We start from the raw sequence: 21971 nt of genomic DNA on the forward strand, positions 1-21971 counted from the left end.
GCTGGTTCCGTTCGGGGAGGAATCTGAGCTAATCTGGCCCAGACGAATTCGACAAGGGTTTGTGCCCTCTTGGATGATGGAGACGTGTTGACTGCAGTAAAACTGGACGGGAAGGCGGCGGCTGCGGAACTCAAGGAGGACCTGCGCGCTCGGGTGGCGAGGCTGACGGCCATGGGACGTACGCCCGGCCTGGGGACCATCCTGGTGGGGGACGATCCGGGCTCGGTTAAATATGTAGAGGGTAAGCACCGGGACTGCAGCCAGGTGGGCATCAGGTCGATCAGGGTTGATCTACCCGCCGATGCCGGCGAGGAGCGGATTCTTGCTGCCGTGGATCAGTTCAACCAGGATCCTGACTGCACCGGCTACATCGTCCAGCTGCCCCTGCCCGAGGGCGTGGATCCCACTGGGATCATCGATCGCATCGATCCGGCCAAGGATGCCGACGGCATGCATCCTTACAGCCTGGGTCAGCTGGTTCTGCATACCGACGGCCAGGTGCGGACCCCCCTGCCCTGCACCCCGCGGGGGATCCTCTACCTGCTGGACCATTACGGGATAGACCTGGCTGGCAAGGATGTCTGTGTGCTGGGCCGGGGATTGACCGTGGGACGCACCATCGGGCTGCTCCTGACCAACCGCGGGGTGGATGCCACCGTGACCCTCTGTCATACCCGCACCAAGGACGTTGACGCCCATCTGCGCAGGGCTGACGTGATCATCTCGGCCGTGGGCCGAGCCGGGCTGGTTGGCCCGGACCAGGTCCGCCAGGGTGCCGTTCTGGTGGATGTTGGCGTCTCCCGGATCTGGGATCAGCAGGAGGGGCGCTGGCGGATCAAGGGCGACATCGACCCGGCCGCCAGGCAGTCTGCAGCCGCTTATACGCCCAACCCCGGTGGCGTGGGTCCCATGACCCGGGCCATGCTTCTGGTCAATGTGGTTGAATCCGCCGAGCGGGCCGCCGGAATCCCTGTCTGCGACACGCCCGAGGTCTCCCGGCGACAATGACCGCGGTGTCTCCTATCATGGAGAATGTTCGCGCCTGCCGGCGGGAACGCATAACTCAATACGGAAAAATATCCATCAACTATACAAGAAACAATTTAATTAATGGCAGAGAACAAGAAGGAAGTCCCCCAGGTCGCGGTCAATGACATCGGGTCCGAGGAAGACTTCATCAAGGCAGTCGATTCCACCATCAAGAACTTCGACGATGGGGATCTGGTCGAGGGGACGGTCGTTAAGATCGACCATGACGAGGTTCTGCTGGACATCGGCTACAAGACCGAGGGCGTGATTCCCTCCCGCGAGCTTTCCATCAAGAAGGATGTCGATCCCGACGATGTGGTCCAGGTCGGTGACACCATCGAGGCTTTGGTCGTCACCAAGGAGGACAAGGAAGGCCGCCTGATCCTGTCCAAGAAGCGTGCCCAGTACGAGCGCGCCTGGGGCGACATCGAGAAGATCAAGGAGGCTGACGGCGTCGTTGAGGGCACCGTCATCGAGGCCGTCAAGGGCGGGCTCATCGTCGACATCGGCCTGCGTGGCTTCCTGCCCGCATCCCTGGTCGAGATGCGCCGCGTGCGCGACCTGTCCCCCTACATCGGGCAGAAGATCAAGGCCAAGATCCTGGAGCTGGACAAGAACCGCAACAACGTGGTCCTCTCCCGCCGCCAGTACCTGGAGGAGACTCAGTCCGAGGTGCGCGAGACCTTCATGGCCCAGCTCAAGAAGGGCCAGATCCGCGAGGGTACGGTCAGCTCCATCGTCAACTTCGGCGCCTTCGTCGACCTGGGTGGCGTGGACGGCCTGATCCACGTTTCCGAGCTTTCCTGGAAGCACATCGATCACCCCAGCGAGGTCGTCAAAGTGGGCGACAAGGTCACCGTCGAGGTGCTGGATGTCGATATGGACCGCGAGCGCATCTCGCTGTCCCTCAAGGCCACCCAGGAAGATCCTTGGCAGCGCTTCGCCCGGACCCACGTGCCCGGACAGATCGTCAAGGGCAAGGTCACCAAGATCGTGCAGTTCGGTGTCTTCGTCTCCGTCGAGGACGGCATCGAGGGCCTGGTCCACATCTCCGAGCTGGCCAACCGCCACGTGGAGAACCCCGAGACCGTGGTCAAGCAGGGCGAGGAGATCTTCGTCAAGGTCATCGACGTCGACCTGGATCGCCGCCGCATCTCCCTGTCGCTCAAGCAGGCCGACGACTCCGTCGATCCGACCTCCGAGGACTTCGATCCGGCCATCTACGGCATGCCCGCCGAGTACGACGAGGATGGCAACTACAAGTACCCCGAGGGCTTCGACCCCGAGAGCAACGAGTGGATCGCCGGCTACGAGAAGCAGCGGGAGGAGTGGGAGTCCCAGTATGCGGCCGCCCACGACCTCTGGGAGCAGCACAAGGCTTTCGTGGCCAAGGAGCTGGAGAACGCCGAGGCTTCGGCCGCCGAGGACAGCCGGTCCTCCCAGGCGCCCGCCTCCGGTTCGCGCTCTCGTCGTCAGAACTCCGAGGAGACCACCAACTACAGCTCGGAGTCCAGCTCCGAGGGCACCTTGGCTTCCGACGACCAACTGGCCGCCCTGCGCGAGCAGCTGCTCAAGGAAAAGAAGTGAGCATTAAGCGGTGAATGGAGGGGTCCGGCCTCGGTCGGGCCCCTCCATTTGTATCTGCTGCCATAAGATCCATAGGGTGTATGCGGGAGGTCGGGATGATACGTGTGGGATTGACCGGCGGAATAGCGGCCGGCAAGAGCACGGTGGCGGCTCGGCTGGCTCAGGACGGGGCCAAGGTCATCGATTACGACCAGCTCTCCCACGAGGTCATTGCTCCGGGCGGGCCCGGCGTGGGGCCGGTTTTGGAGCGTTTCGGCTCAGACTGCGGGGACGGCCGTGGGGGAGTGGACAGGTCAGCCCTGGCGGCACGGGTCTTCGGCGGGCCGACGGCCGATCGTGATCGCAGGGATCTGGACAACATCATCCATCCGCTGGTCTATGACCTGGCCGCCAAGGCCGAGCAGCCCTTGCTGGATGGTTCCGAGGTGGTGGTCCATGAGGTGCCCCTGCTGACCGAGGTAGGCTCAGCCATTCCCTTTCACTTCGACACGGTCGTGTTGGTGGAGACCCCAAGCCAGGTGAGGATTGCGCGTATGGTGAATCAGCGGCATATGACCAAAAGCCAGGCTGTTGGACGCATCGGTTCCCAGACCAGCAGCAGTTCGCGACGCGCCCAGGCCGATCTGCTGGTGGACGGGTCCCAGCCTATCGAACAAATGTTCGAGTCTGTTGATAGAATATACGAAGAGCTAAAGACCTTGGCCCAAGGGTCCTTGCACAGCGACTGAGGAGCCTTAGGCGAATGACGCATCCTGGAAGGGAGTTTCATGGGGTTCAACATTGAGCGGACCGACAAGCCCTTCGTGGTCAAGTCTCCCTATAAGCCCTCCGGCGACCAGCCAGAGGCCATCGAGGAACTGGCCACCCGGATCGAGAATGGCGAGAACGATGTGGTGCTCATGGGCGCCACCGGCACCGGCAAGACCGCGACCACGGCCTGGCTGATCGAGCGCTTGCAGCGGCCCACCCTGATTCTGGAACCCAACAAGACCCTGGCCGCTCAGCTCTGCGCCGAGTTCCGGGAGCTCATGCCCGACAATGCGGTCTCCTACTTCGTCTCCTACTACGACTACTACCAGCCTGAGGCCTACATCCCTCAAACAGATACCTACATTGAGAAGGACTCCAACATCAACGACGACGTGGAGCGGCTCCGGCACGCGGCCACAGCCAATCTGCTGACCAGGCGCGACTGCGTGGTGGTGGCCACCGTCTCCTGCATCTACGGCTTGGGCACGCCCGAGGAGTACGCCGGGCGCATGCTCTTCCTGCACGAGGGGGACCGGATCAATCGGGACGACCTGTTGCGCAAGTTCGTGGACATGCAGTACAAGCGCAACGACATCGCCTTCACCCGAGGCACCTTCCGCGTGCGCGGTGACACGGTTGAGATCATCCCCGTCTATGAGGAGCTGGCCGTCCGCATCGAATTCTTCGGTGACGAGATCGACCGCATCTCCACCCTGCACCCGCTGACCGGGGACGAGATAGCCCACGAGACCTCCGTGCACATCTTCCCTGCCTCCCACTATGTGGCCGGTCCCGAACGGATGGAGCGCGCCCTGAAGACCATCAAGGAGGAGCTGGACTGGCGTGTGGGCCAGCTGCGCAAGCAGGGCAAGGAGCTGGAGGCCCAGAGGCTGACCATGCGTACTACCTACGACCTGGAGATGCTCACCCAGATCGGCACCTGCTCGGGAGTGGAGAACTACTCCCGTCACTTCGACGGTCGCGAACCCGGCTCCCCGCCACACACTCTGCTGGACTTCTTCCCCGACGACTTCCTGCTGGTCATCGACGAATCCCACGTGACCGTTCCTCAGATCGGAGCCATGTACGAGGGGGATGCCAGCCGCAAGCGGACCCTGGTCGAACACGGTTTCCGCCTGCCCTCGGCCATGGACAACCGTCCGCTCAAGTGGCCGGAGTTCCTGGACAAGGTCGGCCAGACCGTCTACCTTTCAGCAACACCGGGCGACTATGAGATGGGCCTGTCCGATGGGGTGGTGGAGCAGGTCATCCGGCCCACTGGCCTGCTGGATCCCGAGGTGGAGGTCAGGCCCGTCAAGGGCCAAGTGGACGACCTCCTGGATGAGATCAAGACACGGGTGGATCGCCACGAGCGGGTTCTGGTGACCACGCTGACCAAGAAGATGGCCGAGGACCTGACCGACTACCTGCTGGAGCGCGACATCAAAGTCGAGTACCTGCACTCTGACGTAGACACCCTGCGGCGCGTGGAGCTCCTGCGGGAGCTGCGCGAGGGCAAGATCGATGTCATCGTAGGCATCAACCTCCTGCGCGAGGGATTGGATCTGCCCGAGGTCTCCCTGGTGGCCATTCTGGATGCGGACAAGGAGGGCTTCCTGCGTTCCTACCGGTCCCTGATTCAGACCATCGGCCGCGCGGCCAGGAACGTGTCCGGCAAGGTCATCATGTATGCCGACGAGGTCACCGACTCCATGGACAAGGCCATCAGCGAGACCAACCGTCGCCGGGCCAAGCAGATCGCCTACAACAAGGAGCACGGCGTGGACCCCAAGCCGCTGATCAAGAAGATCAGCGACGTCAACGACATGCTGGCCAAGGAGGATGTGGACACCCAGACCCTGCTGGCGGGCGGCTACCGCAACGCCAACAAGGCTGGCAACTCCCACCTGGGCGTGCCCCTTTATGACAAGGAGGAGGCTGACAAGCGGCATCAGGAGATCCTCCAGGCCGGTCTGCCGGCTCAGGACCTCGCCGACCTGATCCGTCAGCTGAGCGACCAGATGCACACGGCTGCGCAACAGCTGCAGTTCGAGCTTGCAGCCCGTCTGCGCGACGAAATCAAGGATCTGAAGAAAGAGCTGCGGCAGATGACCGAGGCCAAAAAGTAAGTAGGCCAAAAGTAGGTTTGGCCTGTGATGCGGAGGCAAGAGCATCTCAGGCCCAACCTGCAGACCGCTGCCTGCGAGAATGCTCTGACGGGCAGACGGGGGCGATGAGCACGTCATATCTTGCCGCTAAAATCAGGTGATATGTCTGAGACACCTCTGCCGTTCATGGTTGTGAGCCTGGTTGTGCTGGCCATCTTCTTCGTGGTCGATCTGTTGGTGATCGGGCGTCGGCCGCACGTTCCTTCGACCGGCGAATGCGTGAGGCACATCGGCTTCTTCGTGGTTATGGCCCTGATTTTTGGTGCTTTGATCTGGAAGGTGGCCGGTTCCAAGCCGGCCATCGAATTCTACTCGGGCTGGTTGACCGAGTACTCGCTCAGCATCGACAACCTCTTCGTCTTCGTCATCATCATGGGCAATTTCGCTGTGCCCCTGCGGCTTCAGCGCTATGTGCTCAGCGTCGGCATCACCATCGCCCTGCTGCTGCGCGGTGTCTTCATCCTGGCCGGAACGGCGCTGATCACCCGCTTTACCTGGGTCTTCTTCATTTTCGGCTTCTTCCTGCTTTACACCGCCTGGAACATGGTCTCCAGCCGAGGCAAGCAGGAGGAGTACCACGAGAATGGGCTGATCAGGGTCCTGCGCCGGGTCATTCCCATCACCAGCCACTACGACGGTGAGCACCTGCGGACCACCTTCGAGGGCAAGCGCTACTTCACGCCCATGCTGGTGGTCTTCCTGGCCATCGGCACCACTGATGTCATGTTCGCCTTTGACTCCATTCCGGCCATCTTCGGACTGACCAAGGATCCCTTCATCGTCTTCACCTCCAATGTCTTCGCCCTACTGGGCCTTCAGCAGCTCTACTTCTTGCTGGGATCCCTGCTGGATAAGCTGGAGTATCTGCCCCTAGGGCTGGCTGTGGTCCTGGCCTTCATCGGGGTCAAGCTGATCATGGAGGCTCTGCACGGCAACACGCTGCCCTTCATCAATGGCGGGCAGCCCCTGGAAGCCGTGCCGGATATACCGACCTGGGCGTCCCTGCTGGTCATTGTCCTGGCCGTAGGCATCGCCGCTCTGGCTTCGATACTCAAGAGTCGTCGTCAGTCCCTTGAAACAGACTCGCAGAGAGAAAAGTAATAAGCGATCCCTTGAACCACAAGGGATGTTAGCGCTAACGGAAAATAGTGGTTCCCATCAGGCTGAGTCTGTACAATAGAACGGTAAACAGGAAAAAGAACAGGCAGGTAGCATATGCGCAAAGCCAAGATCGTCGACACCATCGGGCCGGCTTCGGAGTCTCTGGAGAACATCACCAAGCTGGTCAAGGCCGGTATGGATGTAGCCAGACTCAACCGGTCACACGGCACCCCCGAAGATCACCTCAAGGTTTACAACAACGTCCGTCAGGCCAGCAAGGAGACTGGACGAAATGTGGCGGCCCTGGTCGATCTGCAGGGTCCCAAGATTCGTTGCGGCTGGTTCAAGAAGAACGAGCAGGGCGAAGACAAGGTCAACCTCAAGGAGGGTCAGGAGTTCATCATCACCACCGACGATGTCGAGGGTGACGAACACATGACCTCCACCACCTTCAAGGGTCTGCCCGGGGACTGCCACCCCGGCGATCCCATCCTGATCGACGACGGCAAGGTCCGCCTGGAGGTCACCAAGGTCGAGGGCAACCAGGTCTATACCAAGGTGGTCGTGGCCGGTCCTGTCTCCTCCCACAAGGGTATCAACCTGCCTGGTGTGGCTGTGAGTCTGCCGGCGCTGACCCCCAAGGACGAGGAGGACCTGCGTTGGGGCATCCGCACTGGCGCTGACATTATCGCCATGTCCTTCGTCCGTTTCGCCACCGACATCGACCGTGCCCATGAGATCATGGACGAGGAGGGTCGCCGCATCCCCATCGTCGCCAAGATTGAGAAGCCCCAGGCTGTTGAGAACCTGGAGGAGATCGTCAAGGCCTTCGACGGCATCATGGTGGCCCGCGGTGATATGGCTGTGGAGATGCCCTTCGAGCAGGTCCCCCTGGTGACCAAGCGCTGCATCGAGCTGGCCCGTCAGTACGCCAAGCCGGTCATCGTCGCCACTGAGGTCCTGGGCTCCATGGTCCATTCGCCCATCCCCAGCCGCGCCGAGGCCTCCGACTGCGCCAACGCCGTTCTTGACGGTGCCGATGCCACCATGACCTCCAACGAGACCGCCGTGGGCGAATACCCCGACACCACGGTCTCCACCATGGCCCGGATCTCCGACTACGCCACTACCCACGGCTTCGACCGCATCCCGACCATGCACAACCTGGACATGTCCAACTCGGGTGCCGTCTCTTCCGCCGCTGTGGATCTGGCCGACAAGATCAATGCCAAGGCCATCGTGGCCTTCACTCAGACGGGCAACACCGTGCACCGGATCTCTCGCGAGCGTCCGGCTGCCCCCATCTATGCATTGACCACCAATGAGCACACCTATCATTGGCTGGCCTTGAGCTGGGGTACCGAGGCGTTCCTCTGCGGGCAGGACTACCATGACTTCACTCGCGCAGACCTGATGAACTTCGTGGACTCCATCCTGAAGAAGCAGGGCAAGGTCTCCGACGGCGACTGCCTGGTGGTGCTTAGCTGCGCCCAGGGCGAGCATGAGCCAGGTAACACCGACTGCATCTACGTCCACACCGTGGGCTCCAACGAGTGATGCTCTGATGTGCCACCTGACTGTCGATTAAGTCAGTCAGGTGGATCCTCAGATCTCCAAGATGCTGATGAAGCAGTGAACCGGTGGTCTTTTCCCCATATCAATGTAGGGGGAAAGGCCACCGGTTCTTTGTGTGAGGGTGTCTGTGTCAGTGCAGGTCAGACAGTCCGATTTTGGCCCGCAGGATGGCGATGGTGGTTTTGGCGTCCAGTATGGTTCCTGCAATCACCATGTCATAGGCCTCATCCACAGTGAAGAGTCGCACATTCTGGTGGGGGGTCTCTGGTGCCAGGCTAGCCGGTTGGACCGGGGTCAGGCCCTCGGCATAGAAGAGTGTGGTGTGCTGGGTGGAGAAGCTGGGGGTGTTGATGAACCTCGCGAATTGGTTGAAGGAGGCAGCCTTGTATCCGGCCTCCTCGCGCAACCGCCTGGTGGCCACATCGATGGGGGCTTCCTTGTCATTGAGTGGATGCCCTGCCGGCAGCTCAAGGGTCCAACGGTGGGTGGGCAGACGGTACTGCTCGACCAGGGGTATCCGTCCGTCGTCGGTGATGGCCAGGACGGCGATGGTGTCTCCATGCTTCTCGCTGACGATGCTGCGATCGAAGGTCTGATTGTCGCTGGATTCAAAGGTGACTCTGTCGACGCTGAAGTAGTGGCTGTCCATAATCTGCTTGCGGGCCTTCTCCTGGACGGGGGAGGTGCGCCAAGGATCGAACCGTCGATAGATCTGAGTGGTCATCATGCTCTCCTTCGACTGCTGATGTGCCTGAATACATAACTGTCTTCATTCTAAGGCAGAATCAACACGAATAACCTTGCGTCGTCGCCAAAGTATGGTAGATTCTCTGTGGTGATGAAAAGCCCCCGTATCCCAATTGGTAGAGGAAACGGCCTCAAAATCCGTGCAGTGTGAGTTCGAGTCTCACCGGGGGCACGATAAAGCGAACCCCCATCCGTCTCTCATCGGTTTTCGCTGAAGCGCGGATGGACTTTCAGGAAACGAGGTTGAAAGTGGCTTCAGAGAGTAAGAACCGCAGCGATTCCCCCGAAGGGCGGACCGTGGTTGTGGCGGAGGACGAGGCTTTGATCAGGCTCGATACCGTCGAAGCTCTCGAGGATGCCGGCTATGACGTGGTCGGTCAGGCGGCCAGCGGCCAGGAGGCCATTGATCTGACCCGCGAGCTGAGGCCCGATGTAGTCGTGATGGACGTGAAGATGCCCGGCACGGACGGCATTACCGCCGCCACTGAGATCGGCAAGGAGAACCTGGCCCCTGTGGTTATGCTGACGGCATTCTCCCAGCAAAGCCTGGTCGAGAAGGCGGCTGATGCTGGAGCCATGGCCTACGTGGTCAAGCCCTTCGCTCCGGAAAAGCTGCTGCCGGCCCTTGAGGTGGCCATCTCACGCTTTGACCAGATCAACGCCCTGAAGGACGAGGTCACCGACATGAAGGCCCGTTTCGAAGCTCGCAAGCGGGTGGATCGGGCCAAGGGTCTGCTCATGGAGAGCATGGGCATGACCGAGTCCGAGGCCTTCCGCTGGATCCAGAAGACCTCCATGGACCGCAGGCTGACCATGCAGGAGGTGGCCGACGTGGTCATCAACAACGTGGCCAACCAGAACGACCGTTAGCCCTCCTATGGAAGACCAGACGAAGAAGCAGGACAAGGACGGCCGCATCCTGCTGGTCGTCGATGGACATTCGCTGGCCTTCCGGGCCTTCTATGCTCTTCCCGTCGAGAGTTTCACCACTTCGACAGGGCAGCCCACCAACGCGGTATGGGGCTTTGCCACCATGCTGGCGGATGTCATGGCCAAGGAGAAGCCCACCCACATGGGCGTGGCCTTTGATGTCAAGGGCGGCACCTTCCGCAATGCCATGCTGCCCCAGTACAAGGGCACCCGTGAGGCCGCCCCAAAGGAACTGCTGAGCCAGCTGCCGCTGATCCAGGACCTGCTCAAGGGACTGGGCATCACCTATATCGAAAAGCCCGGCTACGAAGGCGATGACATCATCGGCACGCTGGCCACCATGGGGGAACAGGCCGGATTCAAGACCCTGGTCCTGTCGGGCGACAGGGACGCCTTCCAGCTGGTGGACGACGACATCACCGTGCTCTACCCCGGCCACCACTTCAAGAACCTCAAGCACATGACCCCGCAGGCCATTATGGATCGCTACAAGGTGACCCCGGAGCAGTATCCCGATCTGGCCGCCATGCGCGGGGAGGGAGCCGACAACATCCCCGGCGTGCCGGGTGTGGGCGACGGTTATGCGGCCAAGTGGATCAACAAGTACGGATCGTTGGATTCCATTCTGGAGCATGCCGACGAGATCGGCGGCAAGAAGGGTCAGGCTTTGGCTGAGAACGCCGACCAGGTGCGGCTCAACCGGAAGGTCAACGCCTTGGTGCGCGACCTGGACTTGGGTGTGAAGGTGGAGGATCTGCGTTTCGGCACCATCCACACGGATCAGGTTCTGCCCATCTTCGAGCAATTGCAGTTCGGCCCCCAAACCCGCAAAAAGATTTTGCGGGGCTTCAATACGGTAGCCGATTACGATTACTCTCCAGCCTCGGCACTGGTCGATGTCAGCAACAAGCAGGAGGAGTTCGTCCAGCCCGAGCGCGATAAGGTGGAGTCTGCAGACCAGTTGCGGGACTGGTGCGAGAAGCATCTGCCGGACAAGGCCCTTTGCCGGCGCTCGGCGGACCATGTCAAGGCCATGGCCGATTCCTTGGACAAAATCAAGGACATCGGCGACTCCGACCAGAATGCCATGCGCTGCAGCGAGGCCATGAAGGAGCACTGGGTTCTCCACGCCATCGGCTGGGCCAAGCATGGCGACTATGGTCTGGAGGAGCTGGCCATTCTCTCCATGGACGGGCACGGCCTGGTCCTCATGGCAGAAGACATAGACGAAGATATGCTTGGGGCCATCCAGGAGCTGATCGACCAGCGGATCGGTACCTGCGTGGTTCATGGTTACAAGGAACACTTGCACCTCTTGGAGAGTCAGGGGTTGCACATGCCGCTGCCTCTGTTCGACACTAAGCTGGCAGGCTACCTGGCTGAGCCCGATTTTCACGCCGACAACCTCGAGCAGGCCGTCGCCCATTTCCTGGCCATTCCCGTGGAGGAGGAACCTGAGGCCACCCAGGGGGCCCTGGCTCTGGACGGGCGAGAGGACGAGGACGAACGTCGGCGGGGGACCCGGATTCTTCGCCAGGCTCAGTACGTCATGATGGTTTCCGAGCGTCTGCAGGAGTTGATGGACGAGCGTCACCAATATGGCCTGCTGCGCACCATAGAGCTGCCCACCTCCGCAGTCCTGGCGCAGATGGAGACCGAGGGCGCCAAGGTGGACGATGCCCGCCTGAAGGAGATGCACGACCGGTTCGCCGCCGAGGCCCGCCAGGCCCAGGAAATCGCCTGGGATAGGGCCGGCAGCCGTGTCAACCTGCAGAGCCCCAAGCAGCTGAGCAAGGTGCTCTTCGACGACATGGGCCTGGTGCCCACCCACAGGACCAAGACAGGCTCCTATTCGACCAACGTCTCGGTCCTGCAGGACCTCTATATCAAGTCGGTCAACAACGAGCGTGCCAACGACTTCCTGGGGGCCCTGCTCAAGCACAGGGAGACCAACAAGCTCAAGCAGATCGTGCAGACCCTGCGCGAGGCGGTCAATCCCCGGGATGGACGGCTGCACACCACCTACGAGCAGACTGTGGCGGCCACCGGACGGCTGAGCTCGGTGGATCCGAACCTGCAGAACATCCCCAACCGGGATGCCCGGGGCCGTGAGATCCGTTCGGCCTTCGTGCCAGGCAACGGATACGAGGCCTTGCTCTCTTCGGACTACTCCCAGGTGGAGCTGCGGATCATGGCCCACCTTTCCGGGGATCAGGCCCTGATTGACGCCTTCAAGTCTGGCGCTGACTTTCATCGGTATGTGGCCAGCCTGGTCTATGACATCCCCATGGAGGAGGTCACCGGAGACCAGCGCTCCCACGTGAAGGCCATGAGCTACGGGCTGGCCTATGGACTGAGCACCTATGGCCTGGCCCAGCAGCTTAAGATCAGCCCGGCTGCGGCTGACGTGCTGCGTGCCAAGTACTTCGCCACCTTTGGCAAGGTTCATGAGTACCTGGAGTCCCTGGTGGCCGATGCCCGGGAGAAGGGCTACACCGAGACCATGTTCGGGCGGCGGCGCTATTTCCCCGGACTGCGCTCCAAGCGCCGTCCCACCCGCGAGGCCTCCGAGAGGGCCGCCTTGAATGCGCCCATCCAGGGGTCGGCTGCCGACATTATGAAGATCGCCATGATCAAGGCCAGCCGTGCCTTGTCCGATCAGGGGCTGAAGAGTCGCATCTCCCTGCAGATCCACGATGAATTGCTGGTGGAGATCGCTCCCGGCGAGACCGAAAAGGCCACCAAGCTGGTCAAGGACTCCATGGAACATGCCGTTGAATTGGCCGTACCTCTGGATGTATCCACCGGTATCGGCCAGGACTGGGAGCTGGCTGCTCACTGATCCGACATGGAGTGGCCTGGGACCAGCCCAGTAGGATCCAAGGAGGGATCGTCATGCCTGATGAACAGGATGAGGCCCAGAGGCCTTCGGCGCCCCTGGGCCAGGTGGTGGATCTGCTGGAGGGGCTCTACCCTCTGGACTACGCGGAAGACTGGGACCATCCGGGTTTGGTGGCGGGGGATCCGTCCTGGCCAGTCAGACGGATCTGGTGTGCTGTGGACCCTCGGCCTGATGTGGTTCAGGAGGCTCTGGACCACAAGGCCGACCTGCTGATCACCCACCATCCGCTCTTCTTCAGATCGGTCCACCAGGTTTCCGGCCTGGACTTCCGCGGGGATATGATAACCAGACTGGTTGAGGGTCACTGTGGGCTCTGGGTGGGGCATACCAACGCTGATGCCGCCTACCGTGGTGTGGCTCAGGCGGCTGCCGATGCCCTGGACCTGCAGGAGGCGAGACCGCTGGCTCCTCAATTGGTCTCAAACCGCGATTTGCACGCCGATCAGGGGATCCAGGTGGGTCTGGGTCGTTGGGGACGGCTTCCTAAGCCCACCCCATTTGAGGATTTGGTCCATACCGTGGCGGGCCTTTTGCCAAAGACGGCTCTGGGTGTTCAGGCGGTCGGTCCGTCCCTGGCCATGGTCTCTACAGTCGCCCTGCTGCCCGGCTCGGGGGATTCCGAGTTCGACTTGGTTCGATCCACGGGGGCTGATGTCTACATGACCAGCGATTTGCGCCATCACCCTGCCACGGACGCCTACCAACAGGCCCTCTATGAGGCCAGGATGGCCGGTCGGCCCAATCAGCCCAGACCCATGCTGATCAACACCCCACACTCGGCCATTGAGAGCCTCTGGTTCCGCTACGCCAAGGGAGACATTGCCAGGGCCCTGAAGACGGTCACCGGTGTTCGCCCGCAGGTGGAGGTTTCGTCCATCGTCACCGATCCCTGGACCATGGTGGTGCGTTGACGGCTGAGGATTGATGGTTGAGGAGGAGTGATTTCATGAGCGATGAAGCGCAGGATCTGCAGGCACGATTGGCCGCCAAACTGGATGGCCGCGATGGTCAGGGACCCAAGGGTATCGATATGACCCGCGCTCCCAAGCTGATGGATGACAGGGAGGTCTTTCGCGGCCCGATATTCGTTATCGACCAGCAGCGGGTGGCCATGTTCCGGCGTGACGGTTCCAAGGAAACCATCGACCGGCAGCTCATCCGTCATGACCCCTGTGTGGTCATCCTGGTACACGACTGCGCTGCCGATGCCTATCTGCTGACCCGCGAGTACCGGGTGGGTGCCCAGGCCTATGTCTTCGGCCTGCCGGCCGGCTTCATCGACCCGGGGGAGAGCCCCGTCAAGGCCGTCCTGCGCGAGCTGCGTGAGGAGACCGGTCTGGTGCCCGGACCTGAGGGTGCGACGGGCTCAGAAAGCCATCTGGATCCGGAGGACGGTTGGATTGATGCTGCTCCCGATGTCTACTCCTCCCTGGGTATGAGCGACGAGCTCGGCCACATCGTGGTCCTGCATCTGCGTCGCTGGCATCAAGGATCCACCGACTTCGACCCGGGCGAGCATATCCAGTCGGCCTGGGTCTCCTGGCAGGAGCTTTGTGCAGCGGGAGTCGCCGATGCCAAGGCGGTGGTGGCCATTCAGCATGAAGCCATCCGTCGCCTGCAAAAGGATTAATGTCTAGGCTTCAACGCTCGTAATTGCGCAAGCAGAACATACCGGTGGTATGATATCTTCTTGTCAGAAAAGATGGTCATGTCAGAATGATCAGGCATTGTTGCGCTGACAGGGAGAGGAGCACTGCATGGGCACGCCGAAGGATCCTGAAGGACATCGCAATCAGATCCTTGATGTAGCTCAGTGGCTCTTCCTGGAAAAGGGTTACGACGGAACCAGCATCCAGGACATCGTCGACGGCCTGGGTGGCATGACCAAGGGAGCGGTCTACTACCATTTCCCATCCAAGACGGCTATTTTCCACGCGGTCACCGAGCGTATGGCCTCGTCCTCATCCCAGGGAGACTGGCTGGGGGACTGGCCTGGCGAGACCGGGTTGGAGAAGCTGCGCAACGAGCTGATTGCCTCCTTATCGGCATACTCGCGTCTGGATGTCACCTTCTCCGCCAGAACCCTGCTGAAGAGCCCCCTCATGGTAGGGGAGATGTATCTGAAATCCATGGACAGGATTGTGGACGTGATCACCCCTGATGTCCGCGAAGGTGTGGAGGACGGCTCCATCGCCCCATGCAATCCCGAGGATCTGGCCCAGGTGCTCTACATCCTGCTCAACATGTGGATAGGGATTCGATTCTCGACCATGACCCGGGACCAGGTGGTCTCCAAGTTCACCCTGTTGGCGGATATGCTCAAGGGAATAGGGGCGCCTGTCGTCGATGATCGGGTTATTCGCGCGGCCGTGCACCTGCACGCACATCTGAAGAGCAATCCTTTGACTGCCACCAGCGGGGAGTCCACGCAAGAGGAATCTGACAAGAATCAGGATCAAGGGGTCTCTTAGAGCCGATAGATTTCTTAAGGCCAAGAGGGCTCCGGCTACTAGCAAGATTCGGGCGCTCACCGAGGAATGGTTTTTGTTTCCACCAAACATACCATCGGTATTTTTGAAGGGAGTTTTATGCAGGTGCTGAAGGCGGACGGTATTGTCCAAGTATTTGAAGGCAGGGAGGTGCTGTCCGGACTGGATTTGACCCTGGAGCAGGGCGAGATTCTGGGCTTGCTGGGTGCCAACGGGGCTGGCAAGTCCACGCTGTTGAAGATCCTGACCGGAGGCCTGTCGGCGGCAGAGTCTGTTTTCTAGGGAGGCCTCTCCGCGAAGACTATCCGGGCAATCTGGCCAGAATGGGAGCGTCCATCAACGAGCCGGTCTTTTATGAGTCCCTCAGCGCTAGGGAGAATCTTGAAATTGATCTGACCTACCTGGCATTGGCAGACCGGGAGCATAGGGATGCCAAGCCTACCGGGATCAGCCATCTTTTGGAGAAGGTCGGATTGGCCGCCGATTCAACTACTCCTGTCGGCAGGTATTCCATGGGTATGAGGCAGAGGTTGGTCCTGGCCAGGTGCATGGGCCATCATCCTGACCTTTACCTACTGGACGAGCCGCTGAACGGACTGGACCCTGTGGCCATCGAACAGCTGCGAGACAGCCTGCGAAGCCTGGCAGCCCAGGGGAGTGCAATCCTCTTTTCCAGCCACATTCTCTCCGAGGTGTTGCGCACGGCCGACCGCGTAATGGTCGTGGCGGACGGCAGAATCAGCCTACAGGCCAGCGTGCCGGAACTGCTCAATCAAGGCCAGGAGGTCGCCGAGCGAACCCTGGTCAAGGCCATGGAGGGCTGATATGAAGACGCTGCTGAAATTAGAGCTGAAAAAGACCAGGCTATGGCCCTGCATCTTCGGAGGGCTGGCAGTAGTGGCCGCAGCCTTGGCCATCGGAGGCATGTTCCTGGCCATTGGCCACACAAGCGGCCGGTCAGACCCTCGGCTGTCCAGTCTGGCCTTCGTGCTGCAGATGGCCATGGTCATCCTTCTGGTGGGCTTCTCCCTGGTGGCTGCTGCCCTCTGCAACCTGGTCTTCATTGAGCCCTATACGTGGAGGAACCTGGCGCTCACCCTCTCATGCCCGATATCGCGAGGTCGAATCCTGTTGTCTAAGCTGGTTTTCGTCGGCCTCTTTACGGCGCTCTCCTACTTGGTTGGGACGGCCATCACCCTGACTGTCATCTTGCTGATCGACCGTCTTGTGGGTTCGCTTGGAACGGGCTCGTCAGGCAGTCTGCTTGGACAGGTTCTCCTCATGCTGGTTACCAGCCTTGCCGGACCTGGTGGGGTTGGTTGGCATCGCCCTTTCTATAGGCTTCTGGAAGCGCTCGCTGCCCATCATGTTCGCAGTCCTGCTTCTGCTGGACGCTGTAGTGGGCAACCTGCTCTCCCTCTCCCCGCCACTGTCTGCTCTGCTGCTTCTGATTATCTTTCTGGCCTCCCTGCCGGCCTGGTGGCTGCTTCACCGGACCCTCATGAAGATCGAACTGCCCTGATCGACGGCCGACCATGCAGGAGCTTCTGAAGAACAAGCCTTTCGTGACCATGTTTCTGGCCAGTCTCTTGAATACGGTCGGAGGCGAGCTCTTCAACATCGTCTTCATCGTCTATGCCCAGACCATGCCCTTTGCCGGACTGGCCGTCTCCATAGCCTCAATGGCCTGGGTGGCTCCAGCCCTGACGGCCATTCTGACCGGATACCTGGCCGACAGGACCATGCACAAGACGCGGATGCAAGTGGTGATCAAGCTGGTTCAGGTGTGTATCTATCTGGTTATGGCCATAATGATCGGCAGGTCCAAGAGCCTTCCCGTCTTCCTGCTGCTGGTGGCCGTGGATATGACATCTTCCATGCTGGAGGGGTATGCAGGCAGTCTGTGGATGCCGGTTCTCAAACATCTGGTTCAGCCGGGCCAGCTTCACCAGGCTACTTCGATCACCTCTGCTACCTCCAGCGTTGCGGCTGTCATCAGTGCAGGTGGAGGCGCAGTGTTAATTGCCTTCCTGGGTAACAGTTTCGCTATATTTGCGCTGATCAACGCCCTCACCTTCCTTCTGGCGGGGATTCTCGTTGCTGTTGGCTATAGGGAATTCGTCAGGGCGGAGGTCTCAGTTAATGGCTCGCCTGTGGGCAAGCATGTGGGACTAGCATCCAGCCTCCATGTGACCTTGGGGGAGTTCCACCACTCCGCCTTTCTGGTCCTGATGGTGGGTTTCGGATGCATGGTCAACCTTCTGGGGACGGCCCTGCAGCCCCTGCTCAATCTGGGGCTTATCTCCAGCCCGAGGTCTGGTGGGGAAGCTACGGAACGACTATTGCCGCCGTCAACGGCATCTCCTCCCTGGGACTCATCCTCGGTGCACTCATTGCTGCGGATCCTCTCAGGCGGTTACCCATGGCCCACCTGCTGACCGGTGTCATGGCCGCAGCTGCTGTGGTAGGGGTCAATCTGGTCTGGCTGCGCATTCCTGCCCTACTGTTCTTTCCTCTCCTGGCCATGAACTATCTTCTGGGCAAGATCAACCCTAGGTTCATGACCATGCTCATCAGTACGGTGGCCGAGGACCACTTGGCCGCAACTATGGGAGTGGTACAGACTGTCATGATGATCGGGGCGCCTCTGGGGCAGATGGTCTTTCTGACGCTGGGTAATCTGGTCGGCATCCCCATCACCATGTCCATTTATGCGGGCCTGACGGGCCTTTTTGCTCTGTCGATTTTCTCTACGGGATTGCTGGGCATGAATGCCAAGGATCCGACTCCCGAAATGGGACGAAAGCAAAAGTCGGGCTAGCCGGATTTGAACCGGCGACATCCTGCACCCAAAGCAGGCGCGCTACCAAGCTGCGCTATAGCCCGGCGCCCATCGCTGTCACTGCATGGGCACAATGTATCAATATAGCACACGGTCGGGTCCCGGCTGGTCCTGCGAGGATGAGCAGGGAGCGCGAACAGCTCTGCGCCTGCGGTTACCATGGTGACCATGACAGTGGAAGAGATATGGGCGGCACCGCAGGCTGATGGCCCCTTGGATGCAACGGTGACCATACCGGGGAGCAAGTCCCTCTCGAACAGGTATCTGATCCTGGCGGCCCTGGGAAGTCGTCCGGTCAGGCTGACTGGTCTGCTCAGATCGCGTGATACGGACCTGATGATTGGGGCCCTGGAGGCCCTCGGCGTGGATTGTCGGGTTGATCCGGACGACCCTACGAATGTAACGGTCATTCCACCGTCAGGCGGACGTTTCCGTGGCGGCGCCCGGGTAGACTGCGGACTGGCTGGAACCGTCATGCGCTTCGTGCCGGGCCTGGCCATGCTGGCTGATGGCCCCACGCACTTCGATGGAGACCAGCAGGCCTATCGGCGTCCCATGAGGCCTCTCTTGGACGGCCTGACCCAGCTGGGAGCCAAGATCGAGTACCTAGGCCAGGAGGGCTTCCTGCCCTTTGTGCTCACACCCCCGAATCGCCTGGTGGGCAGGGAGGTGACCATAGACTCCTCGGCATCCTCGCAGTTCATTTCCGGCCTCCTGCTGCTGGCTGCCAGAGCTGATGGCACTATGACCATCGTCCACTCTGGTCAGCATCTGCCCAGTCTTCCGCACATCGCCATGACTGTTGAGGATCTGCATCAGGCTGGAGTCCAGGTTCAGGCCAATCCTGATCGTTGCAAGTGGAGCGTTGAAGGCAGGGGATCTGCTGGGACGCAGCTGCCCGATCGGGTCCAGGTGGAGCCCGACCTGTCGAATGTGGCTCCCTTCCTGGGAGCAGCCCTGATAGGAGGCGGGCAAGTCAGTGTGCCCAACTGGCCAGAACGGACCACACAGCCAGGTGGCTTGCTGCCCGGGTATCTGAAAACTATGGGCGCGAAGGTAGACATGGTTCCCGACGGTAAGGGTAGCGCCACCTGTCGGGTGACCGGGGGGGAAGCCATTCATGGACTCGGCGACTTCGACCTGTCCCCAGCAGGGGAGATCGTTCCCTCGATTGCGGCCATCCTGGTCTTTGCCGATGGGCCCAGCCGCCTGCACGGCATTGACCACCTGCGCGGTCATGAGACCAATCGGCTGAAGGCACTGGCCACCGAAATCACCAGAATAGGCGGCCAGGCCCGTGAGCTGGACGATGGCCTGGCCATCGAGCCCGTGCCTGTGCACAGTATGCATGGGGCCGTCATGGAGACCTATGCCGATCATCGCATGGCCACCTTTGCCGCCATGATCGGGCTCAAGATACCTGGCATCCGAGTGCGTAATATCGGCACCACGGCCAAGACCATGCCCGACTTCCCGGGTATGTGGAAGCGGATGCTGGCAGACGAGGGTCAAGGCTGAGCTACAGCGATTCGAGCGAAAGGAGCCGTGTTATGAGCGTCGAAGCTGAAAGGCAGACCTGGCAGGAGGATCTGGATCTGGCCATCGCCATGGCCGACCGGGCGGATCAGGTCACCGTGGGCTACTTCAAGTCGCCGGATCTTCATGTGGAACGCAAGGCGGACAATACTCCGGTCACCCAGGCCGACAAAGAGGCGGAGGCAGTGATTCGTCGCGTTCTGGCCCTAGCAAGGCCGAACGATACCATCTATGCTGAGGAGCTGGGAAAGCAGGAGTCCAACGGTAGACGGTGGATCATCGATCCCATTGACGGAACCAAGAACTATGTGCGCGGAGTACCCGTCTGGGCGACCCTGATCGGCTTGGAGGTAGACCATCAGATGGTGGTCGGCGCGGTATCGGCCCCCATGTTGGGCACCCGCTGGTACGCTGCGCAGGGTCAGGGAGCCTACATGGCGCGCCAGGGTGAAGCTCCCAAGGCCATCCACGTATCAGGAGTGGACCGGATGGAAGACGCCTCCATGTCCTTGTCGTCGCTGACTGGGTGGAAGGCCATAGGCCGCCGGGAAAGGCTTCTCGACTTGACCGATCGAATCTGGCGCCTGCGTGGATTCGGTGACTTCTGGCAGTACATGCTCCTGGCCCAGGGTGCCATCGACCTGGCGGCCGAGCCGGAACTTGACCTTTATGACATGGGTGCCTTGGTTCCCATCGTGACCGAAGCCGGTGGCAGCTTTACTGACCTGGCGGGCAACCCGGGTCCCTGGGGTGGCAATGGCCTTGCCAGCAACGGTCTTCTGCACAAGGAAGCCCTAGAGGCCCTGGGCGACTGACACATATGACATATAGAAGAAGGCTGGTGATCACAGCAATGCATGTGATCACCAGCCTTCTTGGTTCTTAGGACCAAGCTCTTAGGACCGAACCCTTATCTCAATCATCCCTCATTCGACCATCAGTCGGGTTGAGGGGCAGGTCTGGTCAACGGTCAGGCCTGGAACTTGTTGCCGTAGGCATCGCCCTGGCTGGCGACGACCTCGGCCTGACGTGCGATGGAGAGCTCCTCGTTGGTGGGGATGACGCAGACGGCGACCGTGCTGTCGGGGGTGGAGATGATCCGTGCCTCCTTGGAGCGTTGGTCGTTCTTCTCCTGGTCCAGCTTCACGCCGAAGGGCTTCAGCTGCTCGATGACCTGGCGACGCACGATCTCATCGTTTTCGCCCACGCCAGCCGTGAAGGTGATGGCGTCCAGGCCGCCCATCTGGGCCGTGTAGTTGCCGATGTAGCCGACGATGCGGTGGACATAGATGTCAAGTGCCAGCTTGGCATCCTCGTCGCCCTCGGCGATCAGCTTGTGGACCTCGCGCATATCACCGTGACCGGTCAGGCCGGTCATGCCGGAGCGCTTGTTGAAGAGGGTGTCCAGCTCATCCACGCTCATGTGGGCGTTGCGGATCAGGTGGAAGACAACGGCAGGGTCGATATCGCCGGTGCGGCCGCCCATGACCAGGCCCTCCAGGGGGGTCAGGCCCATGGAGGTCTCAACGGGATGTCCGGAGACCTGAGCCGAAGCGGAAGCCCCATTGCCGATGTGCAGGACGATCTGCCGCAGGCCCTCTGCAGGCTTGCCCAGCAGGCCGGGAACCAGCTGGCCCACATACTGGTGGCTGGTGCCGTGGGCACCGTAGCGACGGATGTGATACTGCTTGGCGATGTCCTTGTTGAGGGCGTAGGTGGAGGCCTTCTTGGGCAGTTCGAAGAAGAAGGAGGAATCGAAGACGAAGACCTGCGGGGTCTGCGGCATCAGCCGGCTCATGACCTCGGCGCCTTCAGCCTCAGGTCCGTTGTGCAGGGGGGCCAGCACGGCCAGATCCTTGACCTGGCTCAGGGTCTTCTTGGTCAGGAGGGCAGGCTTGGGGAAGATGGCTCCACCCTGGACGACACGGTGACCAACGGCGATGATGCCGGCCTTGTCCAGATCAGGGCCGTACTCCTTGAAGAAGCCAAGGACGCGCTTGAGTCCGGTCTCATGGTCGTGGATGGGCTCCTCAAGCTCATGCTTCTCGCCATTGACCTCGTGCTTGTAGTGGCCGTCGGTCGGCTCGCCGATCTTCTCGACCAGACCCGAGGCCAGGCTCTGGCTGGTCTCCAGATCAACCAGCTGGTACTTGATCGAGCTTGAACCCGAATTGATGACTAGGACGGTTTTCGCCATTGGGGCATCCTCCTGATGTGCTTGTATAGAGCCTGTGCTCCTCAATCAGTCTTCAAGATTACTCGTCGGCCCTTACAAGCCGCGGTATATAGCCAGGCCGACATGGTTTTGGGGCTGC

General features: G+C 60.8%; 18 protein-coding genes, 2 tRNA genes and 2 pseudogenes. 19 read left to right on the top strand and 3 right to left on the bottom strand.

The window, feature by feature from the left end; all coding sequences use genetic code 11:
* Positions 1 to 87: 87 nt before the first annotated feature.
* From J3T92_RS03800 to pyk, 6 genes are all read left to right on the top strand, one after another.
* Positions 88 to 1008: a bifunctional methylenetetrahydrofolate dehydrogenase/methenyltetrahydrofolate cyclohydrolase gene (locus J3T92_RS03800; RefSeq protein WP_267399801.1), complete on the top strand. Its 921-nt coding sequence runs from the start codon at positions 88 to 90 to the stop codon at positions 1006 to 1008.
* A gap of 102 nt (positions 1009 to 1110) precedes the next feature.
* Positions 1111 to 2616, top strand: coding sequence for a 30S ribosomal protein S1 (gene rpsA / locus J3T92_RS03805; protein ID WP_267399802.1), 1506 nt, complete (start codon positions 1111 to 1113; stop codon positions 2614 to 2616).
* 80 nt (positions 2617 to 2696) lie between these two features.
* Positions 2697 to 3344 carry a dephospho-CoA kinase gene (gene coaE, locus J3T92_RS03810; protein ID WP_267399803.1) on the top strand — a complete coding sequence of 216 codons (648 nt, stop codon included), beginning with the start codon at positions 2697 to 2699 and terminating at the stop codon, positions 3342 to 3344.
* Between the two features lie 39 nt (positions 3345 to 3383).
* A complete protein-coding gene (gene uvrB / locus J3T92_RS03815; protein WP_024627353.1) occupies positions 3384 to 5495 on the top strand; it encodes an excinuclease ABC subunit UvrB in 2112 nt (703 codons plus the stop codon).
* Between the two features lie 141 nt (positions 5496 to 5636).
* Positions 5637 to 6635 carry a TerC family protein gene (locus tag J3T92_RS03820; protein WP_267399804.1) on the top strand — a complete coding sequence of 333 codons (999 nt, stop codon included), beginning with the start codon at positions 5637 to 5639 and terminating at the stop codon, positions 6633 to 6635.
* A gap of 114 nt (positions 6636 to 6749) precedes the next feature.
* Entirely contained in the window at positions 6750 to 8192 is a 1443-nt protein-coding gene (gene pyk / locus J3T92_RS03825) for a pyruvate kinase (protein ID WP_267399805.1), read from the top strand.
* A gap of 148 nt (positions 8193 to 8340) precedes the next feature.
* On the opposite strand, the gene J3T92_RS03830 is transcribed toward pyk, so the two are convergent.
* Entirely contained in the window at positions 8341 to 8934 is a 594-nt protein-coding gene (locus J3T92_RS03830; protein ID WP_024627356.1) for an NUDIX domain-containing protein, read from the bottom strand.
* 121 nt (positions 8935 to 9055) lie between these two features.
* Here J3T92_RS03830 and J3T92_RS03835 point away from each other — a divergent pair.
* The 11 genes and pseudogenes from J3T92_RS03835 (at position 9056) to J3T92_RS03880 (ending at position 18099) form a co-directional block, all read left to right on the top strand.
* Positions 9056 to 9129, top strand: a tRNA-Leu gene (locus J3T92_RS03835).
* 50 nt (positions 9130 to 9179) lie between these two features.
* Positions 9180 to 9827 (top strand): ANTAR domain-containing response regulator, encoded by a 648-nt coding sequence (locus tag J3T92_RS03840; RefSeq protein WP_015021953.1) that lies wholly within the window; start codon positions 9180 to 9182, stop codon positions 9825 to 9827.
* Between the two features lie 7 nt (positions 9828 to 9834).
* Positions 9835 to 12729 carry a DNA polymerase I gene (gene polA, locus J3T92_RS03845; RefSeq protein WP_267399807.1) on the top strand — a complete coding sequence of 965 codons (2895 nt, stop codon included), beginning with the start codon at positions 9835 to 9837 and terminating at the stop codon, positions 12727 to 12729.
* 53 nt (positions 12730 to 12782) lie between these two features.
* Positions 12783 to 13700 (top strand): Nif3-like dinuclear metal center hexameric protein, encoded by a 918-nt coding sequence (locus J3T92_RS03850; RefSeq protein ID WP_267399809.1) that lies wholly within the window; start codon positions 12783 to 12785, stop codon positions 13698 to 13700.
* A 35-nt stretch (positions 13701 to 13735) separates the two neighbouring features.
* Positions 13736 to 14419, top strand: coding sequence for an NUDIX hydrolase (locus J3T92_RS03855; protein ID WP_267399811.1), 684 nt, complete (start codon positions 13736 to 13738; stop codon positions 14417 to 14419).
* A 127-nt stretch (positions 14420 to 14546) separates the two neighbouring features.
* Entirely contained in the window at positions 14547 to 15260 is a 714-nt protein-coding gene (locus J3T92_RS03860) for a TetR/AcrR family transcriptional regulator (RefSeq protein WP_267399812.1), read from the top strand.
* Between the two features lie 117 nt (positions 15261 to 15377).
* A pseudogene (locus J3T92_RS03865) lies at positions 15378 to 16102 on the top strand (ABC transporter ATP-binding protein).
* A gap of 1 nt (position 16103) precedes the next feature.
* A pseudogene (locus J3T92_RS09520) lies at positions 16104 to 16553 on the top strand (ABC transporter permease); the annotation flags it as partial.
* A 34-nt stretch (positions 16554 to 16587) separates the two neighbouring features.
* On the top strand, positions 16588 to 16800 hold the full coding sequence (locus J3T92_RS03870) for a hypothetical protein (RefSeq protein ID WP_267399813.1): 213 nt from the start codon (positions 16588 to 16590) through the stop codon (positions 16798 to 16800).
* A gap of 13 nt (positions 16801 to 16813) precedes the next feature.
* Positions 16814 to 17716 carry a hypothetical protein gene (locus J3T92_RS03875; protein ID WP_267399815.1) on the top strand — a complete coding sequence of 301 codons (903 nt, stop codon included), beginning with the start codon at positions 16814 to 16816 and terminating at the stop codon, positions 17714 to 17716.
* Positions 17701 to 18099, top strand: coding sequence for a hypothetical protein (locus J3T92_RS03880; RefSeq protein WP_267399817.1), 399 nt, complete (start codon positions 17701 to 17703; stop codon positions 18097 to 18099). The genes J3T92_RS03875 and J3T92_RS03880 overlap by 16 nt, the downstream gene beginning before the upstream one ends.
* On the opposite strand, the gene J3T92_RS03885 is transcribed toward J3T92_RS03880, so the two are convergent.
* Positions 18091 to 18164, bottom strand: a tRNA-Pro gene (locus tag J3T92_RS03885). The two genes, J3T92_RS03880 and J3T92_RS03885, sit on opposite strands and share 9 nt — an antisense overlap.
* Before the next feature lie 118 nt (positions 18165 to 18282).
* Between J3T92_RS03885 and aroA the strand changes: the two genes are divergently transcribed.
* Together aroA and hisN are read left to right on the top strand one after the other, a co-directional pair.
* Complete coding sequence (gene aroA, locus J3T92_RS03890) at positions 18283 to 19638, top strand: 3-phosphoshikimate 1-carboxyvinyltransferase (protein ID WP_416378907.1); 1356 nt, start codon at positions 18283 to 18285, stop codon at positions 19636 to 19638.
* Between the two features lie 32 nt (positions 19639 to 19670).
* Positions 19671 to 20471, top strand: a complete 801-nt coding sequence (gene hisN, locus J3T92_RS03895; protein WP_267399819.1) for a histidinol-phosphatase — start codon at positions 19671 to 19673, stop codon at positions 20469 to 20471.
* A gap of 155 nt (positions 20472 to 20626) precedes the next feature.
* On the opposite strand, the gene J3T92_RS03900 is transcribed toward hisN, so the two are convergent.
* A complete protein-coding gene (locus J3T92_RS03900) occupies positions 20627 to 21853 on the bottom strand; it encodes an acetate/propionate family kinase (protein ID WP_024627366.1) in 1227 nt (408 codons plus the stop codon).
* Positions 21854 to 21971: the final 118 nt, after the last annotated feature.

Origin of the sequence: Bifidobacterium sp. B4081 (assembly GCF_026537335.1) — a bacterium.
In the GTDB taxonomy this organism is placed as follows: Bacteria; Actinomycetota; Actinomycetes; order Actinomycetales; family Bifidobacteriaceae; genus Bombiscardovia.